Source organism: Gibbsiella greigii (genome assembly GCF_039540155.1).
In the GTDB taxonomy this organism is placed as follows: domain Bacteria; phylum Pseudomonadota; class Gammaproteobacteria; order Enterobacterales; family Enterobacteriaceae; genus Gibbsiella; species Gibbsiella quercinecans.
In genome coordinates this window covers 81,740-102,524 of record NZ_BAABEM010000021.1, presented here as the reverse complement: position 1 = coordinate 102,524, position 20,785 = coordinate 81,740, and the positions used below count along the sequence as shown (strand labels likewise).

The following is a 20,785-nucleotide window of genomic DNA, read 5'->3' as shown; positions in this document are numbered from 1 at the left end:
GCCGTTAGCCGTTGCCCGGTTGTTTTCCGGTTCTGGTATTTTGGTTTTGTTATGTTATAACATAATTAATTGAGGCCAAGCCAACCAGGAGCCTGGTATGCCAAAAACCGCAACACAAGAAGAAGATCTCATCTTGGCCATGCCCGCGGAGGAGTATATGAACGCTCGGCAACGGGCGTTTTTCCACCAGCGATTACTGGCTGAACGCGCTGCATTATTACAGCACATTGATGAATTGAAGGCCGGGCTTCAGCCAGGCGAACCAAAGGGCGATGAAGGCGATCAGGCCGCCCGGGAAGAGGAACTGCGTTTTCTGTTCCGGCAAATCGACCGTGAAAGCCGGTTGCTGCCCAAACTGGATGCAGCTCTGCAGCGCATCAGGGCCGGCGAGTACGGCTACTGCCGGGAAACCGGCGAACCCATCGGCCTGCGCCGCCTGCTGCTGCGGCCCACCGCCGAACTGAGTATCGATGCGAAAACCCGGCAGGAAAACAAAGAGGCACATTACCGCAAATAGCCACTGCGGGCGGAGGAGGCATGGCGCGAACCGCGTTAACCATACTGAACGGCTTTCTCGGGGCGGGGAAAACCACGCTGCTGAAAAGCCTGCTGGCCCAGGCCAACCAACAAAAGTTGGCGATCGGTGTGATTGTCAATGATATGAGTACCCTGGACGTGGACGGCGTGCTGGTTGCCAACAGCGAGATCGTCTCGGCCAAAAAGCAGAACTTTGTGACGATTTCTGCCGACAGCATCAGCAGCCGCAGAGGCATCCAAAAGCTGGATGCTGCGCTGGAGACTTTGCTGGCAAGCCAACGTTTTGACCATATTTTTCTCGAAACTTCCGGCAGCAGCCACCCATTGCCGCTGATTAAGCGGCTGCGCGATCATCCGCGGGTGGCGCTGAAAGGGGTTCTCTCGTTAGTGGATGCCGCCATGCTGGATAACGACTACGCCGCGGGCGCCGCCCTGTTGCCGCGTTGGCAGGCCCGTCTGGCGCAGGGGCGGCGCGGTATGGAAAACCTGCTGGCGGAGCAAATCCTGTTTTGCAGCCATCTGCTACTGACTAAAGTCGATCATTTACCGGCAGCGCGCGTGTTGGCGGTCGCCCATGCTATTCACCCGATAAACCCCGGCGTGGCGGTTGTCGCTACCCGCTGGGGTAACCTGAAGCTGGACGATGTGCTGGCCATGCCGGATTACGATTTTTATCGTGTGGCCAGGCTGGTGGATGAGTTGGAACAGCAGGTTGAGAACGAAACCTTTACTCTCGCATCACGGGTGATTGAAGACGATCGCCCGTTTCATCCCCAGCGCCTGTGGGATACCTATCATCAATACCTCGGGGCCGGTATTCACCGCAGCAAAGGGTTTTTCTGGTTGCCGAGCCGGGACGATCTAGCGCTGCTGTGGAATCAGGCCGCCGGGCGCATCAGCCTAGAGTTCATCAGCTATTGGAAGGCGGGCGTGCTGGCCCATCAGGATGGCCGGTTAAACGCCGACGAACGGCGGATCTTGCAGCAACAGTTGGCGAACATGCCGGGGCGCTTTGGCGACCGTCGTTGTAGCCTGACGGTCATCGGCCGGCGCGATCAGGTTGAGCCGTTCGCCGCCGCGCTGCGGCAATGCTTTCTCACGCCGGAAGAAATTGACTGGTGGGCGGCGGGCGGCCAGTTTGCCGATCCCTGGCCTAGCAAGGTGGCCAGGCTCAAGGCCTAGCGGCCGATGTCGCGCAATTGGGTACAGAAGGGGCAGCCGCAGCCATTGATTGATACGGCGCTGCACTGGCCACCAGGGCGCTGCGCTTGCAACGCCATAAGGTGGAAGCCGTTAAAAGGCTGTTCCGCCGCGCCGGCGCCATTCGCTGCCGGTTGGCTTTCGGGGGCGATTTTCGCCTGAAAAGCCGCAGCGTGGGTTGCGATAAACGCCAGCAGGGCCAGCGACAGTTTGAGTTTCATGGCAACGCCTCCGTGTCATTTTGGTGGTAATCATAGCACCGCCCGGCCAGAACGCCCATCAATCAAACGAGCCAGGCGATTTGGGCGCCAATCAGGGGGATACACCATGCGCACTGTAATCCAGTAATGCTTTTGATAAGCATTACTACATCCATTACCATTATAATCAACGGAATTCATCCCGAGTTTTGAGATAACATGATGATTAACCGTTGTTTTTTGTCTTCTGCTTTTCCCGTTCCCCCAGTATTACGTAAGAAACTGCTCGCATTAAGCGTGATGGCGCTCTGTAGCGGCGCCCATGCCGCGGATGAAACGCTCACCGTGACCGCCGCCGCCGGCTCAGCGGATACGAACCGTAGCTACAGCAGCGACAGCTCCACGACGGCCAGCCGCACGGCGGCGCCGCGCAGTGAAACGCCGCAGTCGATCAGCGTGGTCACACCGCAGGTGATCAAGGATTACCAGGTTAAAAAAGTTAATGATGCCATCAAGTTTGTCAGCGGCATTGCGCAGGGCAATACTCTGGGCGGTATAGAAGACGGTTTTGTCAAACGCGGTTTTGGCGCCAACTCCGACGGTTCCGTTTTTATCGATGGCGTTCGCAGTAACCAAGGGTTGGCGATGGATGCTTCGATTGACCGCATCGAAGTGCTGAAAGGCTCAGCCTCATTGATGTATGGCATCCTCAACCCCGGCGGCGTGATCAACCTGATCAGCAAAAAGCCCCAGTACAGTTGGAATACCCATATCAGCGGGCAAACCAGCAGCTTTGGAGGGGGCTCGGGCATGGTTGACGTCACCGGCCCGCTGGGCAACGGTTTCGCATTCCGGATGATTGCTGAACGCCAACGTGAAGACTATTGGCGCAATTTCGGCGTGAGCGAACACACCCTGATCGCGCCGTCACTGAGTTGGTATGGCGATCGCGCCTCTTTCAATATTGGCTATGTGGAATATAAATACGATATTCCGTATGACCGCGGCACCGCGTTTATCGACGGCAAGCCTGTCAATGTGCCGTACAACCAGCGGCTGGACGACAGCGCAAACCACGCCTGGGGGAAAAACAAGCGGCTGAATATCAACGGCAGTTGGGCGCTGAATGATACCTGGGAAACCCACCTGAACTACGCGTGGATGCAACGGCGTTACGACAGCAATGAAGTGCGGGCGACGGCCATTGATACCACCACCGGCATCGTCTCGCGCCGGGCAGACGCCAACCGCGGCTTTAATCACCAGACGCAGTATGTCTCCTGGGATGTCAGCGGCAGCCCGCAACTGTGGGGAATGCAGCACGATCTGATGCTGGGCGTGGATTATGAACAAAATGAAACCTACAAAGCCTATTCCTGGCGCGGTACGGTATCGAAGACGTTCAATATGTACGATCCGGTCTATGGCGAGGAACCCGTGCTCAATGCGAGCACTTACAGCGACAGCAACAGCAATCTGCGCACTAACCTGTACAGCCGTTCACTGTTCGCCAAAGATAGCATTCATCTGAACGATAAGTGGATCGCCGTGCTGGGGGGGCGTTTCCAGCGTTATACCCAAACGTCCAGCAGCGGCTTTGTCACGCCGGAATCAACCCTTAACGATCGCGGTAATACTTTCTTACCGCAGTTGGGCCTGGTGTATAAACTGACGCCGGACGTATCGCTTTACGGCAGCTATAGCCGCTCTTTCACCCCGTCGACGCAGACCGACGACGACGGCAACGTCGCCGCGACCGAGAAAGGCTCGACTTATGAAGTCGGCGGCAAATGGCAAGTGACGCCGGCCCTTTCGGCAACAATGGCGCTGTATCGTATTGATGAAAAGGATATGTCGGTCTATATCAACGGCGTAACGCGCAATATTCCCAAAGCGCGCTCCAGCGGTGTTGAGTTTGAGCTGAACGGCGAACCGGTGCCGGACTGGAACATTATCGCCAACTACAGCTACGACAAAACCGAGATCGTCGAAGACGATGTCAACCCGGATAACGTTGGCAACCGCCTGGTGAACGCGCCACGCAATATGGGCAGCCTGTACCTTACCCATACGCTGCGCTTTAACTTGCTGCCGGGCGAACTGCGCGTTGGCGGCGGCGGCCGCTATGTCGGCACCCGGGCGGGCGATCCGGAAAACAGCTTCACCATGCCGGATTACACCGTGGCTGATGCGTTTGTCGCCTGGGACAATAATCTGATCGGCAAACACACCCAGCTGAAGCTGAATGTGAACAACCTGTTTAACAAGGAATACTACGAATCCAGCGCCGGCAACCTGCGCGTCATCGAGGGCGAGCCGCGGGTCGTCTATGTGCAGGCTTCCGTAGATTTTTGATGCCTTGCCGCATGATAACGCCTGCCGATCGGCAGGCGTTATCGCACCGGTTTTTTGGGTTTTGTGATGGAGTTATTCAGCTCATAAAGCCGGTTCATGGTTTGCAGCGGCACCTGCGGGGAAGCGGCAGCAAGCGCCAAAACCAAAATTTCCAGGCCGATCAGCGGGGTGCCATGGACCGGCATTTTGCCCGGCTGTGCGCTGCGGGGGATAAAAATCACCGTATCGGCTTCCTTGCTGAACGCCGAATCGTGGGTGCCGGTGAGCAAAATCACCGGTATGCCCAGGCGGCGGGCTTCATTTAGCGTGGTGACGCCTTCGCGGTGAGCGCTGCGCTGAGCCATCATGATCAGCACATCCCCCGGCGCCATGACGATGAGCTGTTCGTTCAAGGATACCCCGGTGCGGTTGAGCACATAGGCCGGCGTGCCATTGCGATTGAACAGCCGGGCGGTGTATTCCGCCAGGATGGCGGAAGCCCCCAACCCAAATACCGCCACGCGCGCCGCGGCCTGCAACAACGCCGTAGCCTGAGCCAACGCCCGGCGGTTTTTTTCATCGGCCAGCATTTCACAGGTTACCCGGTAACCCTCCAGCACAAAGTCGATGCTGGCGTTAACGTCGGGTTTTAACGCATTGATCGTCGTGGCCATTTTGGCGGCGGGGGAGAGCGCCTGCCCCAGATAGCTGGTCAGCACGTTTTTCAGATCGCGCAGGCCGGAAAAGCCCAACGCCTGGATGGCCCGCACCACCGTCGCGTCCGAGGTGCGGGTTTCCGCCGCTATCTCAATGGCGGTGTGATCCAGAACGGCGCTGCGGTGCTGATCGATATACATGGCAACCGCATACAAACGCGGGGACAACAGGTGTTTACGGTTACGCAAACGTTCGCCGTACAGATCTTGCGGCGCATGTTTTCTTTTAGCGTTTAGCGTTTTCACGGTATGACCAGTCAGGTTGTATCACGATGTACTCTTCATTGGCCGGGGATGGGCGCTTTGATAAGCGTTAATACCCGCCGGTATGCCGCATGATGGATAATGTTGTGGGGGGAGTCAATGCTTGCGCCGCATTGCCTCATAATGGGGCTGACGGCCCCCGCCCTACGGGGCCAGCACTGGCGCTTATGACATTGTTTGCCCTGCAACTCGCATTATTTTGGGAATATAGCGGGTTACGTCCGCAGTCCCTGCATAAAAATTTGTTTTCCAGTATTAAAACTCTTTATTTTTCATCTGCGGCAAAATACCTATGCTGGAGTTATCCCCTTTAACAACCAGTAGTAAGGAGAACGATAATGGCTGCTCTTCTGAATACCGTTTTCTACCGTCGTCTTGTTGCGTTAACTGTGTTCGGGGTGAGCATCGGCCTCCATACGGTTAGCTCACCGGCGGCCGAAACGCTGCGTTTAGCCCATGCTTCCAGTAGCGATAGCCTGATTAATCAGGCTGTGGTGCGTTTTGCTGCCGAAGTGAAGCAAAAATCCAATGGCGCGCTTGTTATCCAGATATTCCCTGATGGTCAGTTGGGCGATGAAGGCGCTATTGCTGAGTCTACTGGTTCTGGGGCCATTACAATAGGGCTAGGGGGGGTTGTAGATGCGATTGATCCTCGCCTGAACGCAGTGTCATTGCCTTTTCTATTTAAAGATGCCGATACGGTTCACCGTTTTCTGGATAGTGCTGCGGGGAAGAAATTCCTTTCACTGGGAGAAGCCCGGGGTTATGTGATGCTTTCTGCGTTGGATTCGGGGTTCCGGCAGTTTGCAAATAATCAACGTGCGATTGTAGAACCTACGGATCTCAGCGGCCTTAAAATTCGCACGCCGCCAAACCCGGTGATCCTGGCCACCATTAAGCAAATGGGTGGTTTACCGCAATCTATCCCTTTTGGCGAGGTATATACCTCTTTACAGTCCGGCGTGGTTGATGGCGTTGAGCCTGAGTTACGGGATTTCAGCGATCAGCGCTGGTACGAAGTGATTAAGCATGTGTCGGTTGCCAATTACATTTGGTCAGCCAATTACTGGTATATGAATAAAGCGGCTTACGATGCGCTAAGCCCGGCAAACCAGCAGGTATTGCAAACCGCCGTGATGGATACCACTATCTGGTACCGTAGCCAACTCGAACAGGTGTATAGCCAACTGACTAAGCAGCTCAAAGCTAAAAATGTCGTATTCAATGATGTTGATCGGGCTGCTTTTTTGGCCAAAGTCGGGCCGGTGTATGAACAGTTCAGCAAAGCCTGGGGAACGGGGTTCATTAAACAGTTGCGCAGTGACGTCGATGCAGAGTCAAGCCGATGAAACCTCTCAATGATGTTACCAATAGCGGGCCTGTTTGGTTGACTCGCTTACTGATGTGGGTTGGTGGCGGGCTGTTTATGATCACGTTGCTGTCTACTCTTTTGGGCATCGTCGCCCGTTATTTCAGTTGGGCAGATTTGGAATGGACATTTGAAACCGCTGCAATTTCTTTCATTTGGGTCACTTTTATCGGCGCGATATTGGCGGAAGTTCGCGGGGAAAACGTTCGCTTTACCAGCCTGGTGGCACTTTGTCCCCCAGCCATGCAACGGGGATTGCAGCTGTTTTCTTCACTGGTGTTATTGGTGCTTGGCATTTGGTTATTGACCAGTGGCCTGCGCATTTTGCAAACGTCAGCCTGGGTACCAACACCGGTGTTGCGGCTGCCAAACAGTGTGATCACCTGCTCATTAGTAAGCTTTGCCATTATGTTGATTATATTGTCACTGTGGAGAGTCTGGCACTTTTTCCTTTCGAAAAGGGATGCATCCCTATGACGGTTCTCATTTTAATCTTCGCATTTTTGATCCTGCTTTGCGCTGGCGTACCGATTGCCTGGGCGATCGCGGGTGGCAGCATGGCGGCGTTGGCATTTGGTGATTTTCCAATGCCGGTGGCTTGGCTGGCGCAGCAGACGATTCGAGGAGCTGATACCTATTCATTGATCGCTATTCCACTGTTCCTTTTCGCTGGCGAGTTAATGAATCGCGGTGGCCTGACAACTCGGATTATGCAGGTGGCTGAGCATCTATTTGGCCGCTTTCGTGGTGGTTTGGGGCTGGTGAATGTCGCCACGGCGTTTGTTTACGGGGGCTTGACTGGTTCGGCAACGGCGGATACCAGCACTGTTGCTAAGGTCATGATTCCGATAATGGAGAAAAAGGGCTATCCGCGCGATTTTTCAGCGGCGGTCACTGCTGCGTCCGGAACGCTGGGAATTATTGTGCCGCCAAGTGTCATTTTGTTGCTTTATGGTGTGTTGACCAACACGTCGATTGGTGGGTTATTCGTCGCTGGGGTGATCCCCGGTTGCTTGTTGGCAGTGGTTTTTATGGCGACGGCGTGGTTTGTCGGCGTCAGGGAAAATTATCCGCGTGTAGAAAGCAAATTCGATTTTGCAATATTTTGGCGCGATCTGTGGCGCGCGTTACCCGCAATGTTTATGCCGGTATTTGTCTTGGGCGCCATTATTACTGGGTTTGTTACCGCAACAGAAGCAGCAGGGCTTTCGGTAGTTTATGCGTTGTTAATTGGCGGGCTATTTTATCGGGAATTGGGGTGGCGCGATCTGATCCCGGCAATCATCGAGTCTGTAGCGTTGACGGGTTCGGTCATGATCATTATGGCGGTAGCTTTACCGTTTGGCTGGTTATTAACCGTCACTCAGGTTCCCCATATGGCGGCGGAATGGATTGGTGCCCTGCATACCGGGCCGATTGCCACCATGCTGTTGGTGATCCTCGTGCTAAAAGTGGTGGGGTTTTGGATCGATTTGGGGCCAGCCATGATCATCCTGGCGCCGATTCTGGTGCCGATAGCCAAAACTGCGGGCTTTGAACCTTATCAGATCGGCCTGATTTTCACGCTGACGCTGGGATGGGGGCTGTTTACTCCCCCCATTGGCACCAATATTTTCGTGGTATGCAACGTTGCAAAAATTGATATTGGCTCGGTATCGCGCAGGCTTATTCCGTTTTGGTTCGCCACGGCGTTTGCTATTGCGCTATTGATTTTCTTCCCATCATTAACTGTGTGGTTACCCAACATTATGGGTTACTGACGCGCGAGTAGACGAGATTAATCATGAAACATTTGGTTGGTGGAATATCCAGCGCAGGCCGCGCTTTGCCTGAAATCGATGGTCAGACGGTGATAATTGAAAGGGCAGAGGGAGCCTGGCTGTGGGATCAGCATGGGCAACGCTTTCTGGACACGGCGCTGGGATTCGGTGCCACCTTGCTTGGCCACAATCCGCCGCCAGTGGTGGATGCCGTTCAGCAGGCGCAGAAAAAAATGATGATGCCGGCATTCTCACATGCTTTGGAAGAAGAAGCGGCAACACTGTTGAGCGCCTTCACCGGGGAATTAAATAAAGTCATTTTTGTTAACTCTGGTAGTGAGGCGGTACATCTTGCATGTCGTGCCGCCCGTGCTGTTACCGGCCGTCAGAAAATCGTGAAGTTTGCGGCGGGCTACGATGGTTGGTTTGATCGTGTCGCCTTTGGTAATGCCGGTTCGCCAGATGCTGCTATGTCTGCTGTCCGTCGGCCCGAGCGTGAGGGAACCCTACTGCTGCGCTATAACGATTTTCAGGATGTGGATGCGTTGTTTGCCGAGCACCCGGATATTGCAGCAATCATTGTCGAGCCGGTAATGGCAAATGCGGGTTGCATTGAGCCTGCCGAGGGGTATTTGAAATATTTGGCTGAGCGTTCGCATCAGGCCGGCGCATTAGTGATCCTCGACGAAGTGCTGATGGGGTTTCGCCTGCATCCTGGGTTGACCGGGCATCTATACGGTGTGGATGCCGATTTTGCCACCGTTGGTAAAGCCATTGGTAACGGGGCTGTCGTGGCGGCGTTGGTGGGCAAGGAGGCGCATATGCAGGTATTTGAAAATGGGAAAGCGGTAAGGGCGGGAACTTATAGTGGCAACCCTCCGGTTTGTGCTGCGGTTATCGCAACGTTAGCGCAGTTGCGCCAGCAGGACTATCAGCAATTGCTGCTGCGCGGAGAATTATTATACGAAAAGATCATTGAGAATTGCCGTGCTCAAGGCGTAACGTTATCCAGTTCCGGCTACGGTACGGTATTTACACTGTGGCCCCAGGCACTGGCTCCACAGAATTATGCGCAAGCATTGACCGCTGCAAATAAACAATGGAGTCTCGATCTGCATATTGCTCTGCGGCGGCGGCAGATCTTAATGATGCCATTCGCTTTTGGCCGTTTTTACCTGTCATTCAGCCATAGTTCACCAGTGGTGGAACAGCTGGCGGCGGCGTGTAGCGCATCGATTATTGCGCTTTCTGCCTAGGTTCGGTTTCATGCGTATCCGGCCGGTTCACCAGTTCACGCAGGAACTGAGCCAGTCGGCGTGTTCCGACGTGCGCATCTTCCGGTACCAGCAGCGCCAGATCGAGCGGTGGCAGCGCCGGAAGTTGCTCATTTTGCCCAACGATGCGCCAGTTGGCTGGAATAACTGAAGCGGGTAGTACCGCCAGTGCTTGGCTAATAGCCGTAGCGGTTTGAACTCCAGCCAGATGTGATGATGTGCATACGATGCGCCAGCGGAGATTGGCATTCTCCAGCGCGGTAATCACCTGTGGCCGGGCGCGGCACCCTTCGGGAAACAGCACCAGTGGTATAGGTGTTTGCCGTTCCGGAAAGCAGCCAGGCGCCGTGCACCATAATTGTGGCTCCTTGCGTAAAAACTCTCCTTTTGTCTCTTCAGGTTGGCGGGTGAAAATCGTTAATTCAAGTAACCCATCGCTCAGAAGTTTTTCCAACTTATAAGAAAAATCGCTGACAATTTCTACCTGCAACTGCGGGTTACGTTGAGAAAAGCGAGCAATGAGTTCTGCACCAATGGTGCCCAAATAATCATCCGGCATCCCGATACGGATGCGCGACTTGGATTCGAAACAGCCTAAAGTCGTTAAGGCGGCTTCTTCCAGCGCTAACATGTTGCGCGCATAATCCAACAGTTTTTCCCCAGACGTGGAAAGGGTGATGCCTTGACGCGAGCGTTCCAATAAACGTTGCCCCAGCTGTTTTTCCAGCCGGCTCAACATGATACTGACTGCAGCTTGCGTTTTGCCTAATTGTTCTGCTGCGATGGTAAAACTGCCGTAATCGTAGACTGCAATAAACGCAGCCAAGGTAGCGTTATCAAGGTGGCGCATGATTATCTCCAGCCAGAAGGCGATTGCTGCAACTCTGCATGCATTTTTTATTCCATTTTTGGCGTTTCCGGTAATGGCATGGCGGTGATGAGTTTCCCTGGCCGGCACGGCGCTAAAAAGTGCGGATTCTCGGCTTTGGCGCCGTCATCCTGCGCCAGCGGTGCTATGATAATTCTCTTGTTTCAGCTATTGCCTGGACGGGGCTCTCAGGGGATTTTCTTCGGCCGGCTGTCTGGGCAGCATCATGAATGTAAGGTCAGGTAATGAGTAAGGAAACAGCAGACAACGATGCGCCGTTCGGCACGTTGTTGGGGTATGCGCCGGGTGGCGTAGCGATTTATTCATCAAATTACAGCAGTCTTGATCGGCAAAACCTGCCGGATGACGCTTCATTTCGCAGCTATATCGATAATGAATACATGGGGCACAAATGGCAGTGCGTCGAGTTCGCCCGCCGCTTTCTGTTTTTGACCTATGGCTTCGTTTTTACCGATGTCGGCATGGCCTATGAAATATTCTCGCTGCGCTTTTTACGCCAGGTGGTGAATGACGATATCCTGCCTTTACAAGCCTTCGCCAACGGCTCGCGCCGCCCACCGGTAGCCGGTGCGCTGTTGATCTGGCAAAAAGGCGGCGAGTTCAGTAAAACCGGCCACGTGGCGGTGATCACCCAGTTGCTGGGCGATAAAGTGCGCATTGCCGAGCAGAACGTGGTTGACGCACTGTTGCCGCAGGGGCAGCAATGGACGCGCGAGCTGGCGCTGGAGGTGACCGATGGCCATTACACCCTGCACGATACCTTCGATGACACCACTATCCTCGGCTGGATGATCCAGACCGACGACACCACGCACAGCCTGCCGCAGCCGGCGATTCCCGGTGAAGAGTTGGTTATTCATGGTGCCCGGCTGGAAAACCACGGCCAGTTCGACGGTAAATGGCTCAACGAGCAGGATCCTCTACAGATGGCCTATGTGCAGGCCAACGGCGGCCATATTATCAACCAGGATCCCTATCAATATTTCACCATCACCGAAAGCGCCGAGCAGGAGCTGAACAAGGCGACCAATGAACTGCATCTGATGTATCTGCACGCGACGGACAAGGTGCTGAAAGATGATAATCTGCTGGCGCTGTTTGATATCCCGAAAATTCTCTGGCCGCGTTTACGCCTCTCCTGGCAGCGCCGCCGGCACGATATGATCACCGGCCGCATGGATTTCTGCATGGATGAGCGCGGCCTGAAAGTGTACGAATACAATGCCGATTCCGCATCCTGCCATACCGAATGCGGGTTGATCCTCGAACAGTGGCTGCAAAAGGGCTATAGCGGCCAAGGCTATAACCCAGGGGAAGAGCTGCTCGGCGAACTGACTGGCGCGTGGAAACACAGCCTGGCGCGGCCGTTTGTGCACATCATGCAAGATGCGGATCTGGAAGAGAATTACCACGCCCAGTTTATGCAGCGTTCGCTGACGCAGGCCGGCTTCGACAGCAAAATTCTTTACGGGCTTGATGAACTGAGCTGGGATGCCGCCGGGCAGCTGATTGATGGCGACGGCCGGCTGGTGAACTGCGTGTGGAAAACCTGGGCCTGGGAGACGGTGATTGAACAGGTACGCGAGGTCAGCGCCGCCGAATATGCGGCGGTGCCGATCCGCACCGGCCGCCCGGATCACGAAGTGCGCCTGATCGACGTGCTGATGCGCCCCGAAGTGATGGTTTTCGAACCGTTGTGGACGGTGATCCCGGGCAACAAAGCGATCTTGCCGGTGCTGTGGTCACTGTTCCCGAACCACCGCTACCTGCTGGATACCGATTTTGTGGTCAATGACGAGCTGGCGAAAACCGGTTACGCGATCAAACCGATTTCCGGGCGCTGCGGCAGCAACATCGATCTGGTCAGCCACCACGATGAGGTGCTCGATCAGACTTCCGGCCAGTTTGTCGATCGCAAAAATATCTACCAGCAACTGTGGTGCCTGCCAAAGGTTGCCGGTAAGTATATCCAGGTCTGCACCTTCACCGTTGGCGGCAACTATGCCGGCACCTGCCTGCGCGGCGATGATTCGCTGGTGATCAAAAAAGAGAGCGATATTGAGCCGTTGATTGTGCTGAAGGATAACCAGAAGTAGGGCGGCGGGCCGCCTGATGATGCAGCCAGCATGGCTGGCTGCATTATTCCTAGTGTGCCGCTGCCGGGTTCAACGGGATCCGCACTACCTTATCCGGCCCTTTGGATGAGGTGTCTTTGTTCAAATCCTGTTTCACCGTTACGTACAGCGTTTGACCATCCGGCGACACCAGCAGGCTGTTCGGGTGCGGCTCGAACGTCCAGCTTTGCTTTACCGCATAGCTGGCGGCATCCACCTGCAATACCTTGCCGGCCGCACGTTGCGTGATGTAAAGCTCGTTGCGCACCGGGTTGAATTTGATGCCCAGCGCGTCGCCAGTATCCAACCGTTTAATCACCTTGCCGCTGTGCTCATCGAACACCAGCGTGGTTTTCGCTTTGGAATTGTCGGTCACAAACAGCCGGCCGGTGGCGGGATCTTCCGCCAGGTTGAGGAACAGGTATTCCTTGCCGTCGTCCGGCCGCCAGCGCGCTTCGATCTGCTGATTACGCGGGTTGATCACCAGGATTTCACCGCCGCCGTTGGCGGCATAAATACGCTGAGCCGTCGGCGACCACAACAACCCCGTCACCCATTTGCCGGCGTTTTTGATGCGCGATTTCAGCTCCAGGGTTTTCGCGTCCACAACCCAAATGACGCCTGGATCGCGCACGCCGCCGACATACAACGCGCCGTCATGATAGATAATTTCACGTGCGCCGTAAAAGGTGCCCTTTTGGTTTTTATCGCCGATCAACAGGCGATTTTTTACTTTGCCGGTTGCGGTATCCACGGCGGTAACGCCGCCATCGAGGGTGTTGGTGAGATACAGCGTGGTGCCTGCGGGATCGATCGCCATACCAAAGTTTTTCAGATCGGTATGGGTGGTGCCGGTCAGCGCCAGCGTTGCCGGGTTAAGGCGGTAAACGACGCCGCCGTTAACCCCTTTGAACGATTGCGCGCTGGCGACAAAAATAGCCTGCGCGGGCTGGCTGTAGGCCATTTCGTACAGGCCATCGCCCAGCTCATTTTGCTGCACGTTGGCAGAAGTTACGGCGGCGGCGGGCGGTTGCACGGCGGCTTTCGGGGCTAGCGCCTGGCAGGCTGTCAAGGTGAAGGCGGCTACGATGGCCACCGCCAGCAGCGGCATACGGGGAGTAAACGGGTGTTTTATCATCATACTTTCCATAGTAAATGCACGATATCGCTCGGCAGCAATCCATTCTTGATAGCCAACCGGCCGCGGTATCTTGCTGTTTTTCCGGTGGTAATGAGCATTATGCCGGTGCGGCATAATGCCCCCCACCATAGCCTAAAAAATGCATGACATATAAATGATAATCGTGCTCATTATCATTTATGGTGTAAGTAAATGTAAATATCCGCGGTTACCGCCATCGTCGTGGGGGCGTCGGCCCTGCCGCAGGCCAGGGCGACTATATTCATATCAGTTGCCAATGGGTTTGTTCACCACGGGGGTTCGCGATGGATACCACAAACAATCAGTTGAAACGGGCGGCATTGGGCTGCCCGCGTTGCCGCCGGCAGGAGGGCGGCGGGCGATGGCCGCGTTGAACCGGCGTCAACTGTTGCGTCTGGCGGCGTTGTGCGCCACCGGCGGGGTGTTGCGGGTGGCCGCCGGGGCGCCGCCAGGCCCCACGCCGCAGACTCAGCCAATGCCCACCCGGCCGATCCCCAGCAGCAGGGAGGCACTGCCGGTGATCGGGCTTGGCACCTACCGCAGCTTTGACGTCAGCCCCGGCAGCAGCGATTATGCCAAACTGCCCGCCGTGCTGGATGCGCTGTTTGCCGCCGGCGGTAGCGTGATCGACAGTTCCCCGATGTATGGGCGGGCGGAACAGGCGGTGGGGGAACTGCTGAGCGTGCGTCAGCCACGGCCGCGTGCGTTTCTTGCCACCAAGGTATGGACTTCAGGCCGCATGGCCGGCATCCGGCAGATGGAAGAATCTTTCCGCCTGCTGCAAACCGATCGTATCGATCTGATGCAAATTCATAATCTGGTGGACTGGCAGGCGCATTTGCCGGCGCTGCGCGAGATGAAAGCCGCGGGGCGTATCCGCTATATCGGTGTGACGCATTACACCAGCACGGCGTATGACGCGTTGGAAAAGGTGCTGAACAGCACCGAGCTGGATTTTTTGCAGATCAATTATGCGCTGGACGATCGTGACGCCGAAGCACGCCTGCTGCCGTTGGCGCAGGCGCGGGGCGTCGCGGTGATTTGTAATACGCCGTTCGGCGGCGGCGGCCTGCTGCGCCGGTTGGCTTCCCGGCCGTTGCCCACCTGGGCCGCCGAAGTGGGTGCTGCGTCATGGGCGCAGCTGGCGTTGAAGTTTTTGCTCGCCAACCCGGCGGTGACCTGCGCGATACCGGGCACCGGCAACCCGCGTTACATGGCCGAAAATGCGGCGGCGGCCAACGGGCCGGCCCTAAGCCCGCAGCAGGTAAGGGCGCTGGTTGCCCTTGCCTGAGCGCGGCAGCCGGTTGCAAGCGTTAGGGATGGTAATCGGGCGGCACCTCTGGCGCGGCGTCCTGCTCGGTGCGTTCATCCCAGGTGTATGACTGCGGCACCTTGTTGCCCTTGGCATACATACACTGAATGTAAATGACGTCGTACTGATCCTGCAGCGAACCCTGGCTGTAGCCGCCGTTGCCATTGGCCACCGCCGTGCCGGCCAGCAGCCCGCCAGCGGCGCCGATCGCCGCACCGTTGGCGGTGCCGCGTGGGCCGCCGGCTGAACCAAGCAACGCGCCGGCAGCCGTACCGATGGCGGTACCGGCGGCGACGGTGGCCAGGCCTTGGTTGTTGGAAGTTTCGGCTGCGCCGCCAAGGGTATTGTAGGCCGCGTTCCTGCAGGTGGCGTCATCCAGCCTGAACTGTTCGTAGGATTTGCTGCTGCCCGGCATCGCCATCACCGAAGGCGCCGTGGGCGTTGAGACACAGCCGGCCAGCGCAACGCCTGCAAGCAAAAGCGACAACTGCGTGTAAGCCTTTTTCATGTTAATCATCTTCTCTATCAGGGTGGGCATGATCGGCCACGACTTTCATCCATCCTCTCGGGCAGCGCGCGATCTGCGGATAGTAACCGGCCGGATCGGGGCAGTAGTAGCGATAATGCGGCGCTTTTTCCACCCATGCCTGCGGGTGTGGCGGCTCAACGTAGATCACATGCGGCGGCGGGGGCGGGTAGTCGATAATCACCTCGCCCCAGGGCACGAACGGCGGGCCCCAGGGGTAGTCTCTCTCCGGGCCAGGCCCATGCGGCCAGGCAAATAGCGGCGCACTGAAACCAGCCATCACCAGCAGGCCGGCCACTGACAAGGCACTCTTCATCTTTTTCATGATCCTCTCCGCAAATGATAACGGCTTTGGCACTATAGGCCGCCCGTGGCGCGGTGTCCTGCAACGGTGTTTAAAGATACTGATAAGAAGAATCAGCAAGTTTGTGTTTGTTTAATGGGCAGATACACCTGGCGGGTTTGCGCGCATCAAGGTGGCGATCGGCGCTAATGCGGCGGGAAAGGTTGCCGTTTTTATACCTTTTTTACAGCCCGCAGCGCTATTTTTTCATCTTCTTTTTACCCCTCACCCTAGACTCCCTCTATCCAAAATCACACCTGTGGGGGTGTCTTGTGAATATCAGCGTTATTGGCGGTGGGCTATTGGTGCTGCTGCTATTGGGCTACCTGGTCTACGCCCTGTTCAATGCGGAGGATTTCTGATGGCGACACAGGCGTTTTTATTGACCGCCAGCTTCCTGCTGGCGCTATTGGTGCTTGCGCAGCCGTTGGGGCGCTTTTTGGCACGCCTGATCGAAGGCGAACCTTTGCCGGTGGCGCGGCCGCTTGAACGCGTGCTGTGGCGCTGCTGCGGCGCCGGCAACCAGGCGGAGATGAACGGTTGGCAGTATGCGCTGGCCATTTTGCTGTTCAACCTGTTCGGCCTGCTGTTGCTGTTTGCGCTGCTGATCGCGCAGGGCGCGCTGCCGCTCAATCCGCAGGGGATGCCGGGGCTGTCATGGCACCTGGCGTTGAATACCGCCGTCAGCTTTGTCACCAACACCAACTGGCAGGCCTACAGCGGTGAAAATACCCTGAGCTATTTCAGCCAGATGGCTGGGTTGACCGTGCAAAACTTCCTGTCGGCCGCCAGCGGCATCGCCGTGGCCTTTGCGCTGATCCGCGCGCTAACCCGCCAGGGCAGCGCCACCGTCGGCAACGCCTGGCTGGATATCCTGCGCATCACGCTGTATGTGTTGCTGCCGCTTTCCCTGCTGCTGGCGCTGTTTTTTGTCAGCCAGGGCGTGTTGCAGAACCTGCAGCCGTACCTGCATCTGCAAACGCTGGAGGGCGCAGCGCAGGTGTTGCCTATGGGGCCGGTGGCCTCGCAGGAGGCGATTAAAATGCTGGGCACCAACGGCGGCGGCTTCTTTGGCGCCAACTCCGCCCATCCGTTTGAAAACCCAACGGCGCTGACCAACATGGTGCAGATGCTGGCGACGTTCCTGATCCCCTGTGCGCTGTGCCTGGCCTTTGGCCAACTGGCCGGTGAAAACCGCCAGGGCCACGCGCTGCTGTGGGCGATGAGCCTGATCTTCGTGGCGGCGGTCGCGGCGGTGATGGCCGCTGAACTGGCGGGCAACCCGCACCTCTCGGCTCTGGGCGGCGCAAGCAACATCAATATGGAAGGCAAAGAGGCGCGCTTCGGCATTCTCGCCAGCAGCCTGTTTAACGTGGTGACCACCGCCGCCTCCTGCGGCGCGGTGAACGCCATGCTGGATTCATTCACCGCGCTGGGCGGCATGGTGCCGATGTGGCTGATACAGATAGGCGAGGTGGTGTTCGGCGGTGTCGGCTCCGGCCTGTACGGCATGCTGCTGTTCGTGTTGCTGACGGTGTTTATCGCCGGGCTGATGATTGGCCGCACGCCGGAATACCTTGGCAAGAAGATTGACGTGTACGAGATGAAAATGACCGCCTTGGCGATCCTGATCACTCCAACGCTGGTCTTGCTGGGCAGTGCATTGACGATCGCCACCGCCGCCGGGCGTGCCGGGATCCTGAATCCCGGCGCGCATGGGCTGAGCGAGGTGTTGTACGCCGTATCCTCCGCCGCCAACAACAACGGCAGCGCATTCGCCGGGCTGAGCGTCAACACCCCGTTTTATAACCTGCTGCTGGCGTTCGCCATGTTGGTCGGCCGTTTTGGGGTGATCGTCCCGGTATTGATGATTGCCGGTTCACTGAGCGTGAAGCCGCGGCAGCCAGTGGGCAACGGCACTCTGTCAACCTATGGGCCGCTGTTTATTGGCTTGCTGATCGGCACGGTGTTGCTGGTGGGCGCACTGACCTTCATCCCGGCGCTGGCGCTGGGGCCGGTGGCCGAGCATTTACAGCATTGGCTGGCTAACTGATCACCGTTATCAAGAGAGAGAAAATCGATGACACGCACACAACGCGCACTGTTTGAGCCTGCTCTGGTGCGCCGCGCATTATTCGACGCGGTGAAAAAACTCGATCCGCGCGTGCAATGGCGCAACCCGGTGATGTTCGTGGTGTATCTCGGCAGCATTCTGACCAGCGGTATCTGGTTGGCGATGCTGACCGGCAACGCCGAGGGCGATGCCGCCTTCACCGGCAGCATTGCATTATGGCTATGGTTCACCGTGCTGTTCGCCAACATGGCCGAAGCGCTGGCGGAAGGGCGCAGCAAGGCGCAGGCGGAAAGCCTGAAAGGCACGAAAAAAACCCGCTGGGCGAAAAAACTGGCCTCGCCGGACCGTGAAGGCGCTAGCCAAAAGGTACCGGCGGAAAGCCTGCGTAAAGGCGACGTGGTGCTGGTGGAAGCCGGCGATACCATTCCCTGCGACGGCGAAGTGCTGGAAGGGGGCGCGTCGGTGGATGAAAGCGCCATCACCGGTGAATCGGCCCCGGTGATCCGTGAATCCGGCGGCGATTTTTCATCGGTGACCGGCGGGACGCGCGTACTGTCCGATTGGCTGGTGGTGCAGTGCAGCGTCAACCCCGGCGAAACCTTCCTTGACCGGATGATCGCCATGGTGGAAGGGGCCAAGCGCCGTAAAACGCCGAACGAAGTGGCGCTGACCATCCTGTTGGTGGCGTTGACCATCGTGTTCGTGCTGGCCACCGCGACGTTGCTGCCGTTTTCCGCCTACAGCGTGGCGGCGGCGGGCAGCGGCACGGTGGTGAGCATTACGGTGCTGGTGGCGCTGCTGGTGTGCCTGATCCCCACCACTATCGGCGGGCTGTTGTCCGCCATCGGTGTGGCCGGGATGAGCCGTATGCTGGGCGCCAATGTGATCGCCACCAGCGGGCGAGCGGTAGAGGCCGCCGGCGACGTGGATGTGCTGCTGTTGGATAAGACCGGCACCATCACCCTTGGCAACCGCCAGGCCTCGTCGTTCCTGCCGGCGCCGGGCGTGGAAGAACAAGCGCTGGCAGACGCCGCGCAGTTGGCTTCGCTGGTGGATGAAACCCCGGAAGGGCGCAGCATCGTGGTGCTGGCCAAACAGCGCTTTAACCTGCGCGAGCGCGATCTGCACACGCTGAACGCTACCTTCGTGCCGTTTTCCGCCCAGACCCGGATGAGCGGCGTCAACGTGCAACAACGGGCGATCCGCAAAGGCGCGGTGGATGCCATCCGCAAATACGTGGAGTCCAACCAGGGGCACTTTCCGCCGGTGGTCGATAACCTGGTGGAAAGCGTGGCGCGCAGCGGCGGCACCCCGCTGGTGGTGGCCGAAGGGCCGCGGGTGCTGGGGGTGGTCGCGCTAAAAGACATTGTCAAAGGCGGTATTAAGGAACGCTTTGCCGAACTGCGCAAAATGGGCATTAAAACGGTGATGATCACCGGCGATAACCGGCTGACCGCCGCCGCGATTGCCGCCGAAGCCGGGGTGGACGATTTTCTGGCCGAGGCCACGCCGGAAGCCAAGCTGGCGCTGATCCGCCAGTACCAGGCGGAAGGGCGGCTGGTGGCAATGACCGGCGATGGCACCAATGATGCGCCGGCGCTGGCGCAGGCCGATGTCGCGGTGGCGATGAACTCCGGCACCCAGGCGGCGAAGGAAGCGGGCAACATGGTTGATTTGGACTCCAACCCCACCAAGCTGATCGAAGTGGTGCACATCGGTAAACAAATGCTGATGACGCGCGGTTCGCTGACCACCTTCAGCATCGCCAACGACGTGGCGAAGTACTTCGCCATTATTCCGGCGGCGTTCGCCGCCACCTATCCGCAGTTGAATGCGCTGAATGTGATGGGGCTGCATTCACCGGCTTCGGCCATCCTGTCGGCGGTGATCTTCAACGCGCTGGTGATCGTTTTTCTGATCCCGCTGGCGCTGAAAGGGGTGAGCTATCAGGCAATGAGCGCGGCGGCGCTGCTGCGGCGCAATTTATGGCTGTACGGTGTCGGCGGCCTGCTGGTGCCGTTTGTCGGCATTAAGCTGGTCGATCTGTTGCTGGTTGGCCTGCATCTCGCGGGTTAAGATAACGAGGAAATTATGATGGCTTATTTACGTCCTGCGTTGGTGATGCTGGTTGTGCTGGCGCTGCTCACCGGTATCGCCTACCCGCTGTTGACGACCGGGCTGGCGCAACTGCTGTTTGCCGAGCGCGCCAAGGGTTCGCTGCTATACCAGGGGGGCCGCGTGGCCGGCTCGGCGTTAATCGGCCAACCGTTTAGCCGGCCGGGGTATTTCTGGGGCCGGCCATCGGCCACCGCCGATTCCGCCTATAATGCGCTGGCTTCGGGCGGCAGTAACCTGGCCGCCAGCAACCCGGCGTTAGACCAGGCCGTCAGCGCGCGTGCGGCTGCGTTGCGCCAGGCGAACCCGGCGATGCAGGGGCCAATTCCGGTCGATTTGCTCACCGCATCGGCCAGCGGGCTGGATCCGCAAATCTCGCTGGCGGCGGCGCACTATCAGGCGGCCCGCGTAGCGAGCGCCCGCCACCTGCCGCCTGCCACGGTGGCGAAACTGATTGAACAGCACACCGTGCGCGCCTTCCCTGGCTTTATGGGCGAAACGGTGGTTAATGTGTTGTCATTGAACATGGCGCTGGATGCGTTGAAATAATCGCGCCGCCCCGGCAGGGGGCAATACTCCGGGGCTGATATCTTGGC

20 protein-coding genes are annotated in these 20,785 nt (G+C 57.5%); 14 read left to right on the top strand and 6 right to left on the bottom strand.

What is annotated here, in order from left to right:
* Positions 1-97 precede the first annotated feature (97 nt).
* Positions 98-517, top strand: coding sequence for a TraR/DksA C4-type zinc finger protein (dksA, locus tag AC559G_RS14850; protein WP_498913043.1), 420 nt, complete (start codon positions 98-100; stop codon positions 515-517).
* 20 nt (positions 518-537) lie between these two features.
* Entirely contained in the window at positions 538-1,719 is a 1,182-nt protein-coding gene (locus tag AC559G_RS14845) for a CobW family GTP-binding protein (RefSeq protein WP_498913042.1), read from the top strand.
* Here AC559G_RS14845 and AC559G_RS14840 read toward each other — a convergent pair.
* Positions 1,716-1,958: a hypothetical protein gene (locus AC559G_RS14840; protein ID WP_498913041.1), complete on the bottom strand. Its 243-nt coding sequence runs from the start codon at positions 1,956-1,958 to the stop codon at positions 1,716-1,718. The two genes, AC559G_RS14845 and AC559G_RS14840, sit on opposite strands and share 4 nt — an antisense overlap.
* A gap of 201 nt (positions 1,959-2,159) precedes the next feature.
* Between AC559G_RS14840 and AC559G_RS14835 the strand changes: the two genes are divergently transcribed.
* The gene (locus AC559G_RS14835) at positions 2,160-4,292 is read left to right on the top strand and encodes a TonB-dependent siderophore receptor (RefSeq protein ID WP_498913216.1); all 2,133 of its coding nucleotides are present in this window, start codon (positions 2,160-2,162) and stop codon (positions 4,290-4,292) included.
* A 38-nt stretch (positions 4,293-4,330) separates the two neighbouring features.
* On the opposite strand, the gene AC559G_RS14830 is transcribed toward AC559G_RS14835, so the two are convergent.
* Complete coding sequence (locus tag AC559G_RS14830; protein ID WP_498913040.1) at positions 4,331-5,233, bottom strand: MurR/RpiR family transcriptional regulator; 903 nt, start codon at positions 5,231-5,233, stop codon at positions 4,331-4,333.
* Positions 5,234-5,322: 89 nt separating this feature from the next.
* Between AC559G_RS14830 and AC559G_RS14825 the strand changes: the two genes are divergently transcribed.
* From AC559G_RS14825 to AC559G_RS14805, 5 genes are read left to right on the top strand one after another with little or no spacing between them, the layout of a single operon-like run.
* Positions 5,323-5,565 carry a hypothetical protein gene (locus tag AC559G_RS14825; protein WP_498913039.1) on the top strand — a complete coding sequence of 81 codons (243 nt, stop codon included), beginning with the start codon at positions 5,323-5,325 and terminating at the stop codon, positions 5,563-5,565.
* 24 nt (positions 5,566-5,589) lie between these two features.
* Positions 5,590-6,600 carry a TRAP transporter substrate-binding protein gene (locus AC559G_RS14820; protein ID WP_498913038.1) on the top strand — a complete coding sequence of 337 codons (1,011 nt, stop codon included), beginning with the start codon at positions 5,590-5,592 and terminating at the stop codon, positions 6,598-6,600.
* Positions 6,597-7,097 carry a TRAP transporter small permease gene (locus AC559G_RS14815; RefSeq protein ID WP_498913037.1) on the top strand — a complete coding sequence of 167 codons (501 nt, stop codon included), beginning with the start codon at positions 6,597-6,599 and terminating at the stop codon, positions 7,095-7,097. The genes AC559G_RS14820 and AC559G_RS14815 overlap by 4 nt, the downstream gene beginning before the upstream one ends.
* On the top strand, positions 7,094-8,380 hold the full coding sequence (locus tag AC559G_RS14810; RefSeq protein WP_498913036.1) for a TRAP transporter large permease: 1,287 nt from the start codon (positions 7,094-7,096) through the stop codon (positions 8,378-8,380). The genes AC559G_RS14815 and AC559G_RS14810 overlap by 4 nt, the downstream gene beginning before the upstream one ends.
* Before the next feature lie 23 nt (positions 8,381-8,403).
* On the top strand, positions 8,404-9,636 hold the full coding sequence (locus tag AC559G_RS14805) for an aspartate aminotransferase family protein (RefSeq protein WP_498913035.1): 1,233 nt from the start codon (positions 8,404-8,406) through the stop codon (positions 9,634-9,636).
* Here the strand turns inward: AC559G_RS14805 and AC559G_RS14800 are convergent.
* A complete protein-coding gene (locus AC559G_RS14800; RefSeq protein ID WP_498913034.1) occupies positions 9,617-10,504 on the bottom strand; it encodes a LysR family transcriptional regulator in 888 nt (295 codons plus the stop codon). The genes AC559G_RS14805 and AC559G_RS14800 overlap by 20 nt on opposite strands.
* 263 nt (positions 10,505-10,767) lie before the next feature.
* On the opposite strand from AC559G_RS14800, the gene gss reads away from it, so the two are divergent.
* A complete protein-coding gene (gene gss / locus AC559G_RS14795; RefSeq protein ID WP_498913033.1) occupies positions 10,768-12,639 on the top strand; it encodes a bifunctional glutathionylspermidine amidase/synthetase in 1,872 nt (623 codons plus the stop codon).
* 49 nt (positions 12,640-12,688) lie between these two features.
* On the opposite strand, the gene AC559G_RS14790 is transcribed toward gss, so the two are convergent.
* Positions 12,689-13,792, bottom strand: coding sequence for a YncE family protein (locus AC559G_RS14790; protein ID WP_498913215.1), 1,104 nt, complete (start codon positions 13,790-13,792; stop codon positions 12,689-12,691).
* A gap of 388 nt (positions 13,793-14,180) precedes the next feature.
* Here AC559G_RS14790 and AC559G_RS14785 point away from each other — a divergent pair, with 388 nt between their 5' ends.
* Positions 14,181-15,110 carry an aldo/keto reductase gene (locus tag AC559G_RS14785; RefSeq protein ID WP_498913032.1) on the top strand — a complete coding sequence of 310 codons (930 nt, stop codon included), beginning with the start codon at positions 14,181-14,183 and terminating at the stop codon, positions 15,108-15,110.
* A gap of 22 nt (positions 15,111-15,132) precedes the next feature.
* Here AC559G_RS14785 and AC559G_RS14780 read toward each other — a convergent pair whose 3' ends face one another.
* Both AC559G_RS14780 and AC559G_RS14775 read right to left on the bottom strand, forming a co-directional pair.
* Positions 15,133-15,639: a glycine zipper family protein gene (locus AC559G_RS14780; RefSeq protein ID WP_279024737.1), complete on the bottom strand. Its 507-nt coding sequence runs from the start codon at positions 15,637-15,639 to the stop codon at positions 15,133-15,135.
* Position 15,640: 1 nt separating this feature from the next.
* A complete protein-coding gene (locus AC559G_RS14775; RefSeq protein WP_498913031.1) occupies positions 15,641-15,982 on the bottom strand; it encodes a hypothetical protein in 342 nt (113 codons plus the stop codon).
* A 290-nt stretch (positions 15,983-16,272) separates the two neighbouring features.
* Here AC559G_RS14775 and AC559G_RS14770 point away from each other — a divergent pair, with 290 nt between their 5' ends.
* From AC559G_RS14770 to kdpC, 4 genes are read left to right on the top strand one after another with little or no spacing between them, the layout of a single operon-like run.
* Complete coding sequence (locus AC559G_RS14770; protein ID WP_121525186.1) at positions 16,273-16,362, top strand: K(+)-transporting ATPase subunit F; 90 nt, start codon at positions 16,273-16,275, stop codon at positions 16,360-16,362.
* On the top strand, positions 16,362-18,053 hold the full coding sequence (kdpA, locus tag AC559G_RS14765) for a potassium-transporting ATPase subunit KdpA (RefSeq protein WP_498913030.1): 1,692 nt from the start codon (positions 16,362-16,364) through the stop codon (positions 18,051-18,053). Before AC559G_RS14770 ends, kdpA begins: the two co-directional genes overlap by 1 nt.
* 27 nt (positions 18,054-18,080) lie before the next feature.
* Positions 18,081-20,150 (top strand): potassium-transporting ATPase subunit KdpB, encoded by a 2,070-nt coding sequence (gene kdpB, locus AC559G_RS14760; RefSeq protein WP_498913029.1) that lies wholly within the window; start codon positions 18,081-18,083, stop codon positions 20,148-20,150.
* 18 nt (positions 20,151-20,168) lie between these two features.
* A complete protein-coding gene (gene kdpC / locus AC559G_RS14755) occupies positions 20,169-20,738 on the top strand; it encodes a potassium-transporting ATPase subunit KdpC (RefSeq protein WP_498913214.1) in 570 nt (189 codons plus the stop codon).
* The last annotated feature ends 47 nt before the right edge of the window (positions 20,739-20,785 follow it).